This window comes from Luethyella okanaganae, assembly GCF_042660285.1.
GTDB lineage: Bacteria > Actinomycetota > Actinomycetes > Actinomycetales > Microbacteriaceae > Luethyella > Luethyella okanaganae.
This window is the reverse complement of record NZ_JBHSTP010000001.1, coordinates 979580-996436: the sequence shown is the minus strand read 5'-3', so window position 1 is coordinate 996436 and position 16857 is coordinate 979580. Positions and strand designations below refer to the sequence as shown.

General features: G+C 66.3%; 15 protein-coding genes. 10 read left to right on the top strand and 5 right to left on the bottom strand.

What is annotated here, in order from left to right:
* Positions 1-202: 202 nt before the first annotated feature.
* From ACFQB0_RS04660 to ACFQB0_RS04625, 8 genes are all read left to right on the top strand, one after another.
* Positions 203-1399, top strand: a complete 1197-nt coding sequence (locus tag ACFQB0_RS04660; RefSeq protein WP_386728170.1) for a Gfo/Idh/MocA family protein — start codon at positions 203-205, stop codon at positions 1397-1399.
* A 51-nt stretch (positions 1400-1450) separates the two neighbouring features.
* Positions 1451-2338, top strand: coding sequence for a sugar phosphate isomerase/epimerase family protein (locus tag ACFQB0_RS04655; RefSeq protein WP_386728168.1), 888 nt, complete (start codon positions 1451-1453; stop codon positions 2336-2338).
* Positions 2335-3414 carry a Gfo/Idh/MocA family protein gene (locus ACFQB0_RS04650; protein ID WP_386728165.1) on the top strand — a complete coding sequence of 360 codons (1080 nt, stop codon included), beginning with the start codon at positions 2335-2337 and terminating at the stop codon, positions 3412-3414. Before ACFQB0_RS04655 ends, ACFQB0_RS04650 begins: the two co-directional genes overlap by 4 nt.
* A 59-nt stretch (positions 3415-3473) precedes the next feature.
* Positions 3474-4484: an inositol 2-dehydrogenase gene (iolG, locus tag ACFQB0_RS04645; protein ID WP_386728163.1), complete on the top strand. Its 1011-nt coding sequence runs from the start codon at positions 3474-3476 to the stop codon at positions 4482-4484.
* The gene (locus tag ACFQB0_RS04640; RefSeq protein WP_386728161.1) at positions 4481-5362 is read left to right on the top strand and encodes a sugar phosphate isomerase/epimerase family protein; all 882 of its coding nucleotides are present in this window, start codon (positions 4481-4483) and stop codon (positions 5360-5362) included. The genes iolG and ACFQB0_RS04640 overlap by 4 nt, the downstream gene beginning before the upstream one ends.
* Positions 5363-5435: 73 nt before the next feature.
* The gene (iolB, locus tag ACFQB0_RS04635; protein ID WP_386728158.1) at positions 5436-6278 is read left to right on the top strand and encodes a 5-deoxy-glucuronate isomerase; all 843 of its coding nucleotides are present in this window, start codon (positions 5436-5438) and stop codon (positions 6276-6278) included.
* A 31-nt stretch (positions 6279-6309) separates the two neighbouring features.
* Positions 6310-8190: a 3D-(3,5/4)-trihydroxycyclohexane-1,2-dione acylhydrolase (decyclizing) gene (gene iolD, locus ACFQB0_RS04630; protein WP_386728155.1), complete on the top strand. Its 1881-nt coding sequence runs from the start codon at positions 6310-6312 to the stop codon at positions 8188-8190.
* Positions 8191-8288: 98 nt separating this feature from the next.
* Positions 8289-9758: an NAD-dependent succinate-semialdehyde dehydrogenase gene (locus tag ACFQB0_RS04625; protein WP_386728152.1), complete on the top strand. Its 1470-nt coding sequence runs from the start codon at positions 8289-8291 to the stop codon at positions 9756-9758.
* A 185-nt stretch (positions 9759-9943) separates the two neighbouring features.
* Here the strand turns inward: ACFQB0_RS04625 and ACFQB0_RS04620 are convergent, their stop codons facing one another.
* Together ACFQB0_RS04620 and ACFQB0_RS04615 are read right to left on the bottom strand one after the other, a co-directional pair.
* Positions 9944-10879: a transketolase family protein gene (locus ACFQB0_RS04620; RefSeq protein ID WP_386728149.1), complete on the bottom strand. Its 936-nt coding sequence runs from the start codon at positions 10877-10879 to the stop codon at positions 9944-9946.
* Positions 10876-11769 (bottom strand): transketolase, encoded by an 894-nt coding sequence (locus ACFQB0_RS04615; protein WP_386728147.1) that lies wholly within the window; start codon positions 11767-11769, stop codon positions 10876-10878. Before ACFQB0_RS04615 ends, ACFQB0_RS04620 begins: the two co-directional genes overlap by 4 nt.
* A gap of 155 nt (positions 11770-11924) precedes the next feature.
* Here ACFQB0_RS04615 and ACFQB0_RS04610 point away from each other — a divergent pair, with 155 nt between their 5' ends.
* Both ACFQB0_RS04610 and ACFQB0_RS04605 read left to right on the top strand, forming a co-directional pair.
* Positions 11925-12707, top strand: a complete 783-nt coding sequence (locus ACFQB0_RS04610) for an IclR family transcriptional regulator (RefSeq protein ID WP_386728144.1) — start codon at positions 11925-11927, stop codon at positions 12705-12707.
* Complete coding sequence (locus tag ACFQB0_RS04605) at positions 12704-13462, top strand: IclR family transcriptional regulator (protein WP_386728141.1); 759 nt, start codon at positions 12704-12706, stop codon at positions 13460-13462. The genes ACFQB0_RS04610 and ACFQB0_RS04605 overlap by 4 nt, the downstream gene beginning before the upstream one ends.
* Before the next feature lie 100 nt (positions 13463-13562).
* Here ACFQB0_RS04605 and ACFQB0_RS04600 read toward each other — a convergent pair whose 3' ends face one another.
* The 3 genes from ACFQB0_RS04600 to ACFQB0_RS04590 form a co-directional block, all read right to left on the bottom strand.
* Positions 13563-14105 (bottom strand): type II toxin-antitoxin system PemK/MazF family toxin, encoded by a 543-nt coding sequence (locus tag ACFQB0_RS04600; protein ID WP_386728139.1) that lies wholly within the window; start codon positions 14103-14105, stop codon positions 13563-13565.
* Between the two features lie 40 nt (positions 14106-14145).
* A complete protein-coding gene (locus tag ACFQB0_RS04595; RefSeq protein WP_386728137.1) occupies positions 14146-15318 on the bottom strand; it encodes an ammonium transporter in 1173 nt (390 codons plus the stop codon).
* A 181-nt stretch (positions 15319-15499) separates the two neighbouring features.
* The gene (locus tag ACFQB0_RS04590; RefSeq protein WP_386728135.1) at positions 15500-16756 is read right to left on the bottom strand and encodes an ammonium transporter; all 1257 of its coding nucleotides are present in this window, start codon (positions 16754-16756) and stop codon (positions 15500-15502) included.
* Positions 16757-16857: the final 101 nt, after the last annotated feature.

Here is a 16857-nt window from a genome sequence, read left to right as displayed (position 1 = left end):
CCAAGATGCGCGAACGACGTGGCGGTCATGGGCGATCGCCGGCAACGGCGAACGAAACCTCGCCGCCGTCGCGCAGCTCCCGCCCGCACGGCAATCCAGGCATCGCGAGCGATGCCGGCGCCCCGCGTCACCTTCGTCACGCGAGCCCGACGTCCCGCGGTGCCCGCTCTTTCAAGCCTCCCCGCATCCGATAGGAGCCCTCATGTCGACAACCCCTCCCCCGGGCACCATCGGTGTCGGCCTCATCAGCGTCGGCTGGATGGGCCGGCTGCACAGCCGCGCCTACAACGCACTGCCGCTGATCTATCCGGAACTCGGCATCACACCGCGTCTCGTCCAGGCCGCGGACACGGCCCAGGCGGGACGGGACTACGCCGAGAACGTCCTCGGCTACAAGAGCACGACCGCCGACTACCACGAGGTCCTGGCGAACCCCGAGGTCGACGTCGTGTCGATCTGCGCCCCGAACTTCCTGCACGCCGAGGTCGGCATCGCTGCGGCGAAGGCCGGCAAGCCCTTCTGGATCGAGAAGCCCGTAGGCCGTAGCGGAACCGAGACCGCCGTCGTCGAGGCCGCCGCCGTCGAGGCCGGCGTCGCGACCTGCATCGGCTTCAACTACCGCCACGTGCCCGCGGTCGAACTCGCGAAGAAGTTGATCCTCGACGGCCAGCTCGGTCGTATCACAAACGTGCGTGGACGGTTCTTCGGCGGCTTTTCTTCCAACCCGGAAGACCCACTGGCCTGGCGTTTCGTGCGCTCCTTGTCGGGCAGCGGCGTGCTCGGGGACCTGATGGGCCACCTGGTAGACCTCATGCACTACGTGCTCGGCCCCATCTCGGCCGTGACCGCCTCCACCGGCACCTACCTCACCGAACGACCGGCTCTGCCCGGCTCTGCCACGACAGGCCTGGCCCCTGTCGAGAACGAGGACTACGCGAACATGCTGATCCGCTTCCACGACTCCGCCGTCGCTGCCGGAGCGCTGGGAAGCCTGGAGGCGTCCCGGATCGCTGTCGGGGCTTCTTCGGACTACGGTTTCGAGATCAACGGCACCGAGGGGTCCGTGCGCTGGAACTTCGCTCGGATGAACGAGCTGCACGTCGCTCTCACCCGTACCGGCCCGTTCGTCGGTTTCACCACCGTCCTCGCCAACAGTGCCTTCCCCGAGTTCGCGCGCTTCCAGCCCAGCTCCGGCACCGGCATGGGCTATGACGACCTCAAAACGATCGAGGCGAAAAAGTTCCTCCTCGCCGTCACAGGGGGCCCGGCGGAATCCTCGAACATCCACGACGCGGTCGCGTCCGCGAATGTGCTCGACGCCGCCGAGGAGTCGGCCACGTCCGGCGCCTGGGTTTCCTTGCCCGTCGTCGCCGGCAGCACCGCGGCCTTCGCGAAGTAACCCTCCACCCGAGAACGATCCGCGCCACGTGGTGCGAGTTAAGGAGCTTCCATGAGTGCGAAGATCGCCACCGCCCCGATCTCCTGGGGAATCAGCGAGGTGCCCGGCTGGGGCATTCAGCTCACGCCAGAGCGTGTACTGAGCGAGATGGCGGAGCTCGGCTTCACGGCTACAGAAATCGGAGCGGCCGGATTCCTGCCCGAGGCTCCGGCCGACAAGGCCACGGCGCTGCGCGAACACGGTCTTGCAGCAATCGGCAGCTTCGTCCCGGTCGTGATGCACAAGGCCGATGTCGACCCACTACCGCGTTTGGAGCGCGAGCTTGAGGATTACGCGGCAGCGGGTGGCGACGTCCTCGTCGTCTGCGCCGTCACAGGACTGCGCGGCTACGACGTCACCCGGGAGCCACTCACCGACGCCGAGTGGGCGACGTTGTTCGGCAACCTCGATCGCATCACCGAGGTGGCCGCGACCCAAGGAGTCCGGGCGGCATTGCACCCACACGTTGGCACCGTCATCGAGACCGCGGACGACGTGACCCGAGTGCTGGAAGGGTCGACGATCCCATTCTGCTTCGACACCGGACATCTGATGATCGGCGGCACCGATCCGGTGGCGTTCGCGGCAGCGTACGCCGACCGTATCGCCCACACCCACTTGAAGGACGTCTCCCTCGAGTGGGTGCGGAAGGTGAAGAACGGCGAGATCAGCTACTACGACGCCTGCATCGAAGGGCTGTACACCCCCGTTGGCCAGGGCGATGTTGATGTGCGCGCCATCGTGACCAGCCTCGTCGAGAGCGGCTACGACGGCTGGATCGTGCTCGAGCAGGACAAGATCGTGCAGGATGAGCCGGCGCCGGGCGAAGGCCCCATCACGGATGCCCGCGCAAGCGTGATGTTCCTGCGCGATGTTCTCGCCGAACTCGCCGGCTCGTGAACGGGCTGCACGTCGGCGTCCTCGGCTTAGGGCGGGCCGGACTCATGCACGCTCGCAATCTGGCCCAGAATCCCGACGTCGATCGGGTCACGCTGCTCGGACGAGACGAGAACCGCCTTTCAAATGCCGCCCATCGTCTGCTTGAAAGCATCGCGCCGCGGGCCTCCACCATCATCGCAGGCGAACACGCCCCCACATCATCCGAGGTCGATCTGGCATGGTCGACGAGTTCCGTCGCCGCCGTCGCCGCCGACATCGACGGCTTGGTGATCGCGTCGCCGACGGCGTCGCATCCCGATCTGACCCGGCAGGCCGCCCGAGCCGGCGTGCCCGTACTGGTGGAGAAGCCGCTTTCGATCGACCTGGAACAGCTCGAGGCGCTCTCCGACGAACTCGATGAGTACCCGTCGCAGGTCATGGTCGCGTTTCACCGCAGGTATGATCCCGCCCACCAGGCGTTAAGAGGTCGGATCCTCGGCGGCGACGCCGGTCGCCTCCGCCTCGTGCGCGCGACCGGTCACGACCATCTCCCTCTGAGCCTGGACTACATCCCGAAGTCGGGCGGGATGTGGCTGGACATGCTCATCCACGATTTCGACGCGATCCCGTGGGTCACGGGCGAGCACGTGGTGTGCGTGCAGGCGGTGGGCTCCGTTCTCGACGAGCCGCTCTACCGCGACTACGGCGATACCGACACCGCCGCCGCAATCCTCACGCTCGAGTCGGGCGCACTGGCGCTGGTTAGCGGTATGCGCCACAACGGCGCGGGCCAGGACGTGCGCCTGGAGGTGTTCGGTTCTGAGAACACCTTCTCCGCCGGCCTCGAACCACGCGCACCCGTCACCTCGACCGAGCCCGGCGTTCCGGGGCCTGCTCAACCGTACGACCAGTTCATCGACCGTTTCGAGATCGCCTTCCGGAGCGAGATCGCGCACTTCGTCCGCGTCATCCGCGGCGAGGATGCGAACCTCACGCCACCCCGATCTGGGATCCACGCGGTGGAGATCGCCGAGGCCGCCGCACGTTCGCGGCTGACCGACGCCCCCGTCGATCTGCAGTCGTCCGCTACTCGATAGTCCGCGTCCCCCGAGCCAGTCCCCTCTCCCCCTCCCCCAACGATGTCAAGGACCCCACAATGACGACGCCTCTGCGGTTCGGCCTCTTCGGCACCGGTCGGATCGGCCAGGTCCATGCCGCCAGCATCTCCGCCTCCCCCCGCGCTACCCTGCAGTGGGTGTGCGATCCGTTCGTCGACGGAGCCAGGTCGACGGCAGCGAACTACGGCGGTCGCGCGACGGCCGAGCCCGCCGACCTCTTCGCGGCGGACGACATCGACGCTCTCGTCATCGCGTCGCCGACACCGACCCACGTCGATCTGATCGACCGCGCACTCGATGCCCAGATCCCGGCGCTCTGCGAGAAGCCGATCGACCTCGACATCGCACGCGTCGACGCGCTGCGTGCAAAGGCCGCAGCGTCGACGCAGCCCGTCGTCCTCGGCTTCAACCGACGTTTCGACCCGCACTTCGCCGAGCTGCAGCGCCGCGTCGCCGAAGGCGAGATCGGCACGCTCGAACAGCTCTCGATCATCAGCCGCGACCCGGCCGAGCCGCCGGCCGCCTACGTTGCCGTCTCCGGCGGAATCTTCCGCGACATGACGATCCACGACTTCGACATGGCCCGGTTCTTCCTCCCGGACATCGTGCGAGTCACCGCACGCGGCGCCAACCAGTTCAGCTCCGCCATCGCCGATGCGGGTGACTTCGACGCGGTCGTCGTCACGTTGGAGGCCGCGGGTGGCGAGCTGGTGACGATCGCGAACTCCCGCCACAGCGCGTATGGCTACGACCAACGCTTCGAGGCCTTCGGCTCCGGGGGCATGTTGCAGATCGGAAACATCGGTCCAAGCGTCATCACCGCGCACACCGCGTCTCTCGTCGAGGCACGAGTGCCGTATCACTCCTTCTTCCTGGAGCGGTACGGTGACGCCTACCGCCTCGAACTCGAGGCATTCATCGACACGATCGCTGGCGAACCCTCGCGCAGCCCGGGGTTTGAGGACGGGCGGGCCGCATTGATCCTCGCCGACGCTGCAGAGCAATCCGCACGCACGGGTCGAACCGTCGACGTGGACCTGAACCTATGAGCGAGCCCCGCCTAGTCGCGACCTGCTGGACGAGCGCGGGCGATGTCGGGCCGCTGGACCCGTCGGAGGTGAGCCCGCACCCGCCGCTGGAACGCATTCGCGCGATCGCAGCCGCGGGCTGGGACGGATTCGGATTCGCCCACGAGGATCTCGCCGTGGTGCGCGACACGATCGGATTCACAGCATTGCGCGCCGAGATCGATGCGGCCTGCTTCAAGCACGTCGAGGTCGAACTCGCCACCGGCTGGTGGCAGGCGGACGAGCGGACGTGGCGTCCGCGCTGGGACATGCTGCTCGAAGCCGCCGACACTCTCGGCGCCACGTTCATCAAGGTCGGGCCGGCAGTCGGCGGACCGACCCCGGAGCTCGACTCGTACGTGAAGCCGCTGTGGCGCCTCGCGGAGGAGGCCGCACAGATCGGCTGTCGCGTCGCGCTGGAGCCGCTGCCGTTCTCGGTGATCGAATCGCTGCCACGCGGTGCCGAGCTCATCCGGGCGGTCGATCACCCCGCCGCCGGCCTCATCGTCGACTTCTGGCATGTGTTCCGCGCCGGCACATCGCTCGAGGAGTTCGCCGCCTCCGTACCGATCGAGACCATTTTCGGGGTCGAGCTCAGTGATGCGCCGGAGAACGTCGTCGGCACCCTCTTCGAGGACACGCGGAACCGGCGAACGCTCGTCGGCCGCGGGGCGCAGGACGTCGTCGGCTTCATCCGCACGCTGCGCACGATGGGATACGCCGGGCCGTGGGGTGTCGAGGTCATCTCGGACGAGCACCGCGCCCGACCGCTCGAGACCGCACTCGATCTTGCCCGAAGCACCGCTCTCGAGACCTTCGCCCTCGCCGACGCCCCAACTGAGCAATCTGTTATCGTATAATGGACAATATGTCCGTATAACGATATTATTCGAGAGTCAGCGCGGACGCGTCGGCCGCAGAAAGGACTGCACCATGACTGATCCCCAGATCCTGGAACGGGGCGCGTGGAAGAAGATCACGCCCGAGATCGCCGGGTGGGAGTTCGTCTCGTTCGAAGTCACCGTCTTCGACGGCCAGACTCTCTCCTTCGAGGCAGACGGTGACGAACGTGCGCTGGTGCCACTGTCCGGAACCGTGACGGCGAACGTCGATGGCACCGAGCACGTCTTCGGCGGCCGGGCCAGTGTCTTCGAGGGGCTCGGTCACTGCCTCTACATCCCTCGGGACACTGCGGTCACCGTCACGGCGAGCTCAGGCGCCGAGCTCGCGATCGCATCGGCGCCGGCGACGACGAAGCACGAGGTCGTCCTCGTGACGCCCGATGACCTGCCTGTCGAGTCCCGCGGTGCAGGCAACGCCTCCCGCCAGGTCTCCACCCTGATTCCGCCGGCCTTCCCGGCCGACCGCCTCCTCGTCATCGAGGTCTGGACGCCCGGTGGGAACTGGTCCAGCTACCCGCCGCACAAGCACGAGCACGAGCACGACGGTGAGGCCCAGCTCGAGGAGACCTACTACTACCGTCTGCGCGACCCCGAAAAGGGCTGGGCGATTCAGCGCGCATACAGCCCCGAGCGCGGCTTCGAGCTGGCCGAAACGGTGCGCGACGGCGACATCTGCCTGCTTCCGTGGGCCTATCACACCACGGTCGCGGCTCACGGGCACGATCTCTACTACCTCAACGTGATGGCCGGCCCGGCTCCTCAGCGCACGCTGCAGGCCGCGCAGGATCCCGAGCTCGCCGAGCTGGTCTCGGCCTGGGCCGAGATGGATGTCGACCCGCGGATCCCACTCATCCCCCGATACCCGCAGGCCTAGCCGCGAACCCGACACGAAAAGGACGAATGCGATGACGCACACGACCGCCGTTCCCACCACTCGCCTCACCGTCGGTCAGGCGGTGATCCAGTTCCTCAAAGCGCAATACGTCGAGCGCGACGGCGTGACCGAGCAGTTCTTCGGTGGCGCCTTCGGCATCTTCGGTCACGGCAACGTGGCCGGCATCGGCCAGGCGATGCTGCAGCACCAGGATGAGTTCCGCTACTACCAGGGCCGCAACGTGCAGGGCATGGTGCACATCGGCATCGGCTACGCGAAGATGAAGAACCGCCTCGGCGCCCTCGCGGTCAGCACCTCTATCGGGCCGGGCGCGACCAACATGATCACCGGCGCGGCGACCGCGACAGTGAACCACATCCCGGTGTTGCTGCTTCCCAGCGACGTCTTCGCGACGCGGTCGACGGGCGCGGTCCTGCAGCAGCAGGAGCTGCCGTACGCGGCCGACATCACCGCGAACGACGCCTTCCGGTCGGTCTCGCGCTACTTCGACCGGATCTGGCGACCCGAGCAGCTGGCCCCGGCTCTGCTCGAGGCGATGCGAGTGCTGACCAGCCCAGCCGATACCGGCGCCGTCACCATCGCCCTGCCTCAGGATGTGCAGGCCGAAGCGTACGACTTCCCGACCGCACTGTTCGAACGCCGCGTCTGGAACGTCGCCCGCAACCGCGCCGACAGGGCCGCGATCGCTCGCGCGGCGCGGATGATCGCATCGGCCACCAACCCGGTGATCATCGCCGGCGGCGGCGTCATCTATTCGTGCGCGAGCGAGCAGCTCGTTGCCTTCGCTGAGGCTACCGGCATTGGCGTCGGCGTCACCCAGGCCGGTAAGGCGTCCATGCCGCACGATCATGAGCTGGCTCTCGGCGCCCTCGGCGCCAGCGGCTCGGCGTTCGCCAACGCCATCGCAGGCGACGCCGACATAGTAATCGGCATCGGCACGCGTTACACGGACTTCACCACGGCGTCGAACACGATGTTCAAGAACCCGAGCGTCCGCTTCATCAACATCAACGTCGCCGAGATCGACGCGCTGAAGGAATCTGCGACGCCGCTCGTCGGCGACGCACGCGAGACGCTCACCGAATTGCTCAAGGCGCTCGACGGCTGGTCAGTCCCGGCCGCCACGCGAGCCGAGACCGTCACCGCCGCAAGCAGCTGGCGCGCCGAGATCGACCGGATCATCGAACTCGATGACAGCCGGACGCTATCGCAGGCGCAGATGATGGGTATCCTGAACGCCGCGGCAAACGAGCGCGACGTGATAGTCAACGCCGCCGGTTCGATGCCGGGCGACCTGCACCGCCTCTGGCGAGCGGGATCGGTCAAAGGTTACGACATCGAGTACGGCAACTCCTGCATGGGCTATGAGATCCCGGGCGCCATCGGCAACGCTATCGCCGACCCGAGCCGGCATGTCTTCGGCCTCATCGGCGACGGCACCTACCTGATGCTCTCGCAAGAGGTCATGACCGCGGTGCAGGAGAGGCTGAAGATGACGATCGTGATCGTGGACAACTACGGCTACGGCTCCATCGCAGCGCTCTCCGAGAGCCGCGGATCGCAGGGCTTCGCCTGCCGCTTCAACGAGCGTGGCAAGGGCGAGCGTCACGATGGCGCCCGCATCGAGGTCGACTTCGCAGCGAACGCGGCAAGCTACGGAGCCACTGTGTGGCGCGCCGACAACGCGGAGTCCTTCCGCGCCGCGCTCAGTGAGGCGACTGCTTTCGAAGGCACCAGCGTCGTCTACGTCCAGGTCGACGCTCAGGCTCGCTTCGGCGGGTCGGGCGCCTGGTGGGACGTACCCGTCGCCGAGGTGTCGACCCTCGAGTCGAGCACGCTGGCCCGCCAGGAGTACGAGCGCGAGCGCGAAGCGCAGCACCTGTTCCTCTGATCCCTGCCACGAACGAGGGGGCGGATGTCTGCGCGGGTCGACCCGCCCCGTTTCGGTCTTTGCCCTTGATCCGAACCCGTACGAGAGTGAGTTCGCGCATGACCACCACCCTGTCTCCCATCGACGAGATCATCGCCGGTGTTCCGACCGGCCTGATGATCGGCGGTGCCGTCCGGCCCGCCTCCGACGGCTCGGAGTTCGACGTGCTCGACCCGGCGACCGGCCGCGCTCTCGCACGGATCGCGAGCGGCACAGTCGAGGATGCGCTCGCGGCCGTCGACGCCGCTGAGGCCGTAGCGGCCTCGTGGGCCGCGACGCCGCCACGACGGCGATCAGTGATACTCACGAAGGCGTTCGAGCTGATGACCGAGGCCGCCGACGATCTGGCCCGGCTGATCGTCGCCGAGAACGGCAAGATCTTCGCGGACGCCCGCGGCGAGGTCGTCTACGCCGCCGAGTTCCTGCGCTGGTACGCCGAGGAGGCCGTGCGGATCCCCGGCGCGATCCAGACCGCTCCGGCCGGCAGCAACAGGATCCTGGTCACCCACCACCCCGTCGGCATCGCCGTACTCGTCACGCCGTGGAACTTCCCCGCGGCGATGGCCACCCGCAAGATCGGACCCGCCCTCGCGGCCGGCTGCACCGTCATCCTCAAGCCCGCGAGCGAGACACCGCTCACCGCCCTCGCCATCGCGAAGATCTTCGAGCGGGCGGGGGTGCCTGCCGGGGTCGTCAACGTCCTGCCGAGCAAACGCTCCGGCGCCGTCGTCGAGGCGATGGTGAACGACGACCGAGTCCGCAAGCTCTCCTTCACCGGCTCGACCGAGGTTGGCGTCACGCTCATGCAGCTCGCCGCGAAGACCGTCGTGAACACCTCGATGGAGCTCGGCGGCAACGCCCCTTTCATCGTCTTCGACGACGCAGACCTCGACGAAGCGATCGCCGGTGCAATGATCGCTAAGATGCGCAACGGCGGCGAAGCGTGCACCGCGGCGAACCGATTCTACGTGCAAGAGGGCGTCGCCGCCGAGTTCGGCCGGCGCCTCGCCGCACGGATGAGTGCGCTCGTCGTCGGCGCGGGTGCTGACAGCGACTCTCAGCTCGGCCCGGTCATCAACAGCGGTGCCCGTGACGACATCCACGCTCTCGTGCGTGGCGCCATAGACGAGGGCGCGAGCATCCTCACCGGAGGCGAGACCCCGAGCGGCGAGGGTTACTTCTACCCAGCCACCGTCCTCGCGGACGTCCCTGCCACAGCGTCCATCCTCAACCACGAGATCTTCGGCCCGGTCGCTCCGATCGTCACGTTCCGCACCGAGGAGGACGCCGTCCGTCTCGCCAACGGCACTCCGTTCGGACTGGTGTCCTACGTGTACACCACCGATCTAGCCCGCGGTCTTCGCGTCAGCGAGCAGCTCGAGTCCGGCATGGTCGGCCTTAACCGGGGCATCGTCTCCGACCCCGCGGCGCCCTTCGGCGGCATGAAGCAGAGCGGCATCGGCCGTGAAGGCGGCGCCGAAGGTCTCCTGGAATACTTAGAGAGCCAATACATCGCCGTTTCCTGGTGACCTCGCCGCCCCGCTCGCCGAGGACCCGACGAGCCGCAGCCAGGCTTCGAGGTCGAGTGCTGATGCCGATTGGTTGATGTTCGTGGAAGGGTTATTACAGGCATGGACCGTTGATGACGGCGAGCGAGTCTTCGCGGCTCCCTCCAGATAGAACTCAACTCTGGCGGCACGGTTGACAGGATTCCCTACGTCTCTACGAGCCCGAGGGCAGTGCGGACGCTGTCCGCGACGCGGCGCGGCGAGAGTCCGTACTTGTCTAGGAGGAAGTCGTTGGGGGCCGATTCCGACCACCGGTCGTCGAGGCCTATCCGCGACACCCGGAATCGACCGGCGGCGGCGGCGATCTCGGAAACGAGTCCGCCGAGGCCACCGATCCGGCTGTGGTCCTCGACGGTGACGACGTGCTTGGCGCCACCGATCATCGCGAGCAGCGCCACCTCGTCGAGCGGTTTGATCGAGGGCAGGTGGATGAGCTGCACTTGGATGCCGCCGGCCGCGAGCAGTTGCGCAGCCTCGAAGCTCCGCGAACTCTGCACGCCGGTGGAGATCAAGGTGACGTCCTCGCCTGCCAGCAGCTCGACCGGTTGAGCGGGGACGAAGTTGTAGCTGTCATCGAAGACAGGCTTGACGGCATCCCTGGCGAAGCGGATGTAGACGGGACCGTCGTATTCGGCGGCCCAGCGGATGATCGCAGCAGCCTCGAACTCGTCGGCGGGCGCGAGGACGGTCATGTTCGGCATCGCCCGCATGATGGCGAAGTCCTCGATGTCCTGGTGCGTCTTGCCGCTGGAGCCGTTCAAAAGACCACTGTAAGCAGCGGCGATTCGCACGGGTGCCTTGGTCTGCGAGACGAGCATACGGATCTGATCGAGAGAGCGGTGGGTGAGGAACACTCCGAAGGTGGACAGCCACGGACGGTAGCCGAGGGTCGACATCCCGAAGGCCATGCCAACCATGTTCTGTTCGGCGATGCCGATTTGGATGAATGCGTCCGGAGCCTTGTCGGCGACGATGTCAGCGCGAGTGGAAGTGGCGAGGTCGCCGTCGAGCACGACGACCCGGGAGTCGGTCAGAGCAAGTTCGGCGAGCGTCTCTCCCCAGACTTGGCGCTGAGCCTTCATGCGTACATTCCTGTCTCCGTGAGGCGCAACTCCGCGCGAGCGGTCTCGAGCTGTTCGGGGGTCGCAACACCGTTATGCCACTTGTAGGTTCCACTGGTGAACGAGATGCCATTCCCCTTAGTGGTGTTTCCGATGATGACCGTCGGCTTGCCGGAGAGGCCGCGGTGGGCCTCGGCTTTGGCGTAGCCGGGGAGGATGTCGTCGAAGTCGTGCCCGTCGATCGAAATGACGTTCCAGCCGAATCCGGCAAAGACGGCAGGGAGATCGACATGACCCATCGGCTCGCTGCGGTCGAAGCGGTCATTCTCGGCGGCGGGCCAGCCATACTGCTGCAGACCGTTCAGGTCGATGATCAACGTCAGATTGTCGAGCTCATAGCGCGGGGCGGCGATGATCGCCTCCCAGACCATCCCCTCCTCGATCTCACCGTCGCCGACCATGACCCAGGTGTGGAAGTCCTTGCCGAGTCGCTTCGCGGCAAGCGCCATTCCTGCGCCGGCAGAGAGCCCCTGGCCAAGCGATCCCGAGGAAGAGTCCACACCCGGAGTGATGAGCATATCCGGGTGTCCTTGCAGGCGGGAGTCGCCGTGATCGAAGGTCAGGAGCTCCTCGACGGGGAAATAGCCGCGCAACGCGAGCACCGAGTAGAGGCCGATGGCGCAATGCCCCTTGGAGAGGATGAACCGGTCACGGTTCGGGTCCTGCGGCGATGCCGGATCCACCTTCATCTGGCGGAAGTACAAGGCGACTAACATGTCGATCGCCGAAAGGGGGCCACCGATGTGACCAGCCTTGCTGGAGGTGACCGTCTCGATCACGCGCCAACGCGCTTCTTGGGCGATACCGGCCAACTCCACGGTGGTGAGTTCGTTGTCGATGTCTACGTTCATACTGCTCTCTCGTCTGGTGAGGGCGACGTTGCCTTGATAGTAAAACTACCGTAAAATGAACGGACTGTCTATTACGTGGGAAAATAAGAGAAAGTCAAAGATATCCCGGCCGATGACATAGCCGCTGCACTGTCCGGTGTGTGAGAAGATTATGTATGAGCATTGCTGTATCCGCCCCAGGGGGGCTGGAGATCCTGTCTAAGGCGGACTCAGTCGTTCAACTCCTGGAGCGGCACGGCGAGTTGACCGCGGCCGCAATCGCCGAGGGCGTCTGTGAGCCGGTAAGCTCCACCTACCGCCTTCTCACAAACCTCACGTCGATCGGCTGGATCGATCAAGGTTCGCGCCGAGGTCTGTTTCGACTGGGTGTGTACTTCATGCGCGTTGGAGGGCGCCTCGAGGATCGCATCAGTGTTCGCGATGCCTCCGTGCCGTCGCTGAAGTCCCTCCTCGCAGCAACGGGAGCGACGAGCTTCCTATGCTTGCGTCGCGGCATTCGAGCGGTGTGCGTCGAGCGATTCGAGGGGTCAGACGTCCGTTCTTTGGCACTGGCTCTCGGGGACTCCCTCCCCCTCTACCTCGGTGCAGCGCCAGTGGCGCTCTTCGCTCACTTGCCTGCCAGTGAACGGGAGGCCATCATCGATCAATTTGATGCTGCCCGGGCCGGGGACTCCGCCATCCCGAGCAGAGACGAACTCGCTCGAATCGCCGAGGAGACCCGTGCGCGCGGCTACTCCATCTCGGATGGGGATGTCACGCCCGGAATCGCGTCCGTCGGCGCTCCTGTGTTCAACCATCGTGGTGAGCTCGAGGCCGCCGTGTCGATCAGCGGCTTGCGAACCACGGTCCTCTCGAACACCGTTCCGACGGTGGCACTGGTGCTCGACGCAGCGCTGACCACCAGTCGGGCGTTGGGGTATCTCGGAGGGGAAGAATGAGCCCGGTCAAGCCGATCCGCGTCCTCGCGAACACCCGCGACCTGGTCGACCTGCTCTCACGGGTCGGGCCCCTCACGCCAGCGGAGATCGCCGAGAAGATCGACGTCCCGCGCCCGAGCGTATACCGCCTCGTCGACGGCCTCAATGCGATCAATCTCACCGAAACACTCTCAGATTCACGCGTCGCCCTGAGCCTGCGTTGGCTGCACATCGCCGACGAGACCCGGGCCGCGATGCAGGAGTGGTCCGGAGCGAAGGCGGCACTGACCGCCTTGGTCGACGCGACCGGCCAGACCGCGTTCCTCAGCGTACTGAGAGACGACAGCGCCGTGTGCATCGACTGGGTGCAGGGTCGCGGTATCGGAGTACTCATCCTGAAGCCAGGCAGAGCACTCCCTTTGTACGCCGGCGCCGCTGGACGACTCCTGTTGGCCTACGCCGCAGATGCCGACGCCTACCTCGAGAACGCTCCGTTCGAGCAACTGACGCCGTCCACCCTCACGTCGGCGGAAGAGTTGCGCAGGGACATCGCTGAGACGCTCGAGCAGGGGTTCACCGTCTCCGATGAGGACGCCACCGTCGGTATCGGGGCACTCGGCATGCCTATCCTGGAACCTTCCGGCACAGCTCGTGCCTGCGTGTCGATCGGCGGTCTCGCCGAGGACATCCGGACCAGGCGAGCCGAGTTCCTCTCTGCGCTGGGCACTGCCGCCGCTGTGCTCTCGGCCTCGGCCAACGCTATCGACCCGGAGTGAGTGACCGACGGCTGTTGCTCGCGGCTCAGACGCAGAGCGCATCAGCAGTCTCAGTTGTCCGGGGCGACCACGAGTCCAGTATCGCCCACCAGAGCACCCCTCAACGCCAGTTGTAGCGGTTGCGCAGCGCCTGGGCGACGAGCAGGAACCGTTCGGCGTCGAGCGACGCGGCCTCACGACGCATGCCATCCGGGTGCACCCGGAAGATGCGGTCGAGATTCACCCAGCTCGGTCTGCCCTCAGCATCCCACACGCCCCGCCCGAGCGAGACGAAGCCGCTCCGACCCGTGCGCTCCTTGCTCGTGAGCTGCGCGGCCAGCACGGTTCCGCCGCCTTCGGCCGCGACGATCACGACCGGACGGTCCTTTCCTCGGCCGTCGCGTTCTTCGAACGGGACCCAGGTCCATACGATCTCGCCCGGGTCCGGATCCCCGTCGACAACGGGCGAATAGCTCATGCGCACGCTTCCGACACGACGCGGATCGACCTCGACGGTCGCGCTCGCGCCGAAACGACCGGGCGACTCGATCTCTGCGGCATCCGGATCGACCACGCGCCGTACCGTGACATCCATCGACGCACGATCGTCGCTACGGAGCAACAGACGGGTGAGGGCGCCGAGGAAGGCGCTGGTGCGAGACACATCGGCACACTACACCAAGCCCAGGGCCGGGCGGTTGTCCTCAATCGAAAACGTCGCCGTCGCCCCTCCCCCGGAAACCCATCGTCTTCTCGATCGTGAAACCGATGAGGAGGGTCACGGTGAAGGAGTATACAAGCACGATCGCCGCCCCGAGCGCCTGCTTGCCTAACTGCGTCCAGTCCCCCGTGATGAGACCGCCGACATCGGTGCCGAGAAGCCCGATGAAAAGGGTCCCGACAAGGCCGCCGACGAGATGGATGCCCACGACCTCGCGGGCGCCGCCAGCGCGGTGACCGGACGTCACCGTGACCACGATCGCGCACGCGGCGCCGGCGACGAAACCGAGCACGATCGCCCAGAACGGAGTCAGCATGTTGCCTGCCGGCGTGATCGCGACAAGGCCGGCGACCGCTCCGGATGCCGCGCCGACCGCCGTCGCCCCGCCATGGTTGATCTTCTCAACCACGAGCCAGGCGAGAACGGCCGCGGCTGGGGCGGCGACCGTGTTGATGAAGACGAGCGCGGCGATGCCGTCGGCGACGGTCTCCGAGCCCGCGTTGAGGCCGAACCAGCCGAACCACAGGAGCGAGGCGCCGAGCAGTACGAAGGGAACGGCGTGCGGTTTCGAGACGTCTTCTCGACGGTCTGTCCTGCTGCCGAACACGAAGGCGAGAGCGAGAGCGGCGGCTCCCGCATTGATGTGCACGACCAGGCCCCCCGCGAAATCGTAGACGCCGAGGCCTGCTACGAGCCAGCCGTCGTCGAGGTTGAACACCCAGTAGGCCACGGGAAGGTAGACGAGGGTCGCCCATACGCCGGCGAAGATCATCCAGGCGCCGAACCGCGCCCGGTCGGCGATCGCGCCGGAGACGAGCGCGACGGTGACGATCGCGAACATCGCCTGGAAGGCCGCGAATGCGATCGCCGGGGAGGTGCCAGCCGGTTTCGCGGAATCCGGCAGCAAGCCGTCGAGGCCGAACAGAGACGGATCCCAGCCGAACCAGCCGACGACGCCGCCGTCGCCGAACACGATCGCGTAGCCGTAGAGCACCCACAGCACGGCGACGATGGCGAGGGCGCCGAAGCTCATCATCATCATGCTGACGACGCTCTTGGCCTTGACCAGGCCGCCGTAGAAGAACGCGAGTCCCGGTGTCATGAGCAGCACGAGCGCCGCGCATATCAGGACGAATGCGGTGTTGCCTTGATCCATCTCGAACCTCCCTCAGAAGTGCCAGGAGGTGCATCGGGCCCGCTCATCGGCTTCGAACAGCATAGGAGAATGGGCGGCGAAAGAGGCGTCGACACGAACATCGACACGCTCCCCGCCGCCCATCGCCGCCGGTTCCAGACGGCGTCGACCGCTGTGACGCGGCCGAGCGTGAGACCCGCCGCTAGATGCGGTCGAGCACGTAGCCCTCCTCGCCGTGCACCGTGGTGTCGATTCCGGCGATTTCATCCTCGTTCCTGACCCGGAAGCCGATCGTCTTCTGGATGACCCAGCCGATCGCGTAGCTCAGCACGAAGGAGTAGATGAGCACCGTGAAGGCCGCGATCGCCTGCTTGCCGAGCTGATCGAACGTGCCGCTGAAGACGAGTCCGACATCGGTGGCGAAGAAGCCGAGGTAGAGGGTTCCGATGAGACCGCCGACGAGGTGGATGCCGACCACGTCGAGCGAGTCGTCGAAGCCGAGCTTGAACTTCAGCTCGATCGCCAGGGCACAGACGACACCTGCGACGAGTCCGAGCACGATCGCCCACAGCGGGGTGACGTTCGCACAGGCCGGCGTGATCGCCACGAGACCGGCGACGGCACCGGAGGCAGCGCCGACCGAGGTGGCCTTGCCGTCCTTGAGCTTCTCCACGACAAGCCAGCCGAGCACGGCCGCTGCCGGAGCGGCGACGGTGTTGATGAATGCAAGCGCGGCGATGCCGTCCGCAGCGAGTTCGGAGCCGGCGTTGAAACCGAACCAGCCGAACCAGAGCAGGCCTGCACCGAGCAGCACGAACGGCGGATTGTGCGGAACGTGCACGCCCTTGCCGAAGCCGACGCGCTTGCCGAGCACGAGGGCGAGAGCGAGGGCGGCGGCACCGGCGTTGATGTGGACAGCGGTGCCACCCGCGAAGTCGATCGCGCCGACGTTGTAGGCGATCCAGCCGCCGTCGACGACGCCCCCATCACCGAGCGTGAAGTTGAACACCCAGCTCGCGACGGGAAAGTACACCACGGTCGCCCAGATACCGGCGAAGATGAGCCAGGAGCCGAACTTCGCGCGGTCGGCGATGGCTCCGGAGATGAGCGCGACGGTGATGATCGCGAATGTGGCCTGGAACGCGGCGAAGGCGAGCGGCGGGAACAAGGCGCCCTCCGGAGTGGTGAGGAGTCCCTGGAGGCCGAGATTCGCGGTGTCGATGCCGATCACACCGTCGATTCCGACGAAGGTGTCTGTTCCGCCGTTCGAGAAGGCGATCGCGTAGCCGTAGAGCACCCACAGCACGCCGATCAACCCCAGGGCGCCGAAGCTCATCATCATCATGCTGATGACGCTCTTGGCCTTGACCAGGCCGCCGTAGAAGAACGCGAGTCCCGGTGTCATGAGCAGCACGAGCGCCGCGCATATCAGGACGAATGCGGTGTTGCCTTGATCCATCTCGAACCTCTCTCAGAAGTGCCAGGAGGTGCATCCTGTGCGCTCATCTTCACCACAGCAGGTTTCGACGGCTGGCTCACCGTGTTTCGGTTGTGTTACAC